This window comes from Rhodobacter ferrooxidans (assembly GCF_000176015.1).
GTDB classification, from domain to species: domain Bacteria; phylum Pseudomonadota; class Alphaproteobacteria; order Rhodobacterales; family Rhodobacteraceae; genus Pseudorhodobacter_B; species Pseudorhodobacter_B ferrooxidans.
This window is the reverse complement of the sequence record NZ_ACYY01000051.1, coordinates 1-918: the sequence shown is the minus strand read 5'-3', so window position 1 is coordinate 918 and position 918 is coordinate 1. Positions and strand designations below refer to the sequence as shown.

1 protein-coding gene and 1 pseudogene are annotated in these 918 nt (G+C 64.9%); both read right to left on the bottom strand.

From position 1 onward, the window contains the following. Positions 1-383 (bottom strand): winged helix-turn-helix domain-containing protein (locus tag RSW2DRAFT_RS16980; protein ID WP_198008136.1); only part of this gene is annotated, 383 nt, incomplete at its 3' end. Between the two features lie 3 nt (positions 384-386). Continuing rightward, a pseudogene (locus RSW2DRAFT_RS17680) lies at positions 387-918 on the bottom strand (transketolase C-terminal domain-containing protein); the annotation flags it as partial.

Below are 918 nucleotides of genomic sequence, written 5' to 3'. Positions count from 1 at the left end.
CGGCGCGCTGGGCGTCGGCCATCGGGGTCCAATGGCGTCCTGGGCTTTGAAACCCAGCTCTGGAAATCGTCGAACTGCGCCAGAACCGTATTGTCGATCCTTGCCGGATGTGTCGCCAGAAACCGCTGGCCCTTTTCGGTGATGACATGCTGGTTGCGTCTGGGTGAACTTAGCAATCCGGCTTTGGAAAGATAGGTTCTGGCCCAATGCGCGCGGTTTGACAGATAGGTCATGGTGCCGCTGGGAAGCAGCTCGTCAGCTTCCTGATCGGAAATGCCGAACTGGGCCTTTAGTGCCGGAAGGCAGGCGCTGACATTGGTGGCCCCTTCGGCAAAAAGCCGAAGAACCGGCAGCATCATCGTTTCATAATCGGGAACGGGCACCGCCTACGCCCGTTTCCCCACCACCGCCACGCCCAGGGTTTGCAGCACTTTCGCCTCGATATCGGCGGCGTTCATGCCGGCGACGGCATACATCGCCTCGGGGCTGGCCTGGTCGATGAAGGTGTCGGGCAGCACCATGGAACGATACTTCAGCCCGGTGTCGAACACGCCCTCCTCGGCCAGAAGCTGCGCCACATGGCTGCCGAAACCGCCAACGGCACCGTTCCTCGATGGTGATCAGCGCCTCGTGCTCTGCCGCCAGCCGCAGGATCAGGTCGCGGTCCAAGGGCTTGGCAAAGCGGGCGTCGGCGACCGTTGGCGCGATGCCGCGGGCGGCCAGCGCTTCGGCGGCCACCAGCACTTCGGACAGGCGGGTGCCGAAGGACAGGATCGCCGCGCGCGACCCCTGCGGATCATCCGGCCCTTGCCGATCTCCAGCGGGATGCCGCGTTCGGGCATCTCGACGCCGGTGCCGTCGCCGCGCGGAAAGCGGAAAGCGATGGGGCCAGAGTCATGTGCGGCGGCGGTGGCGACC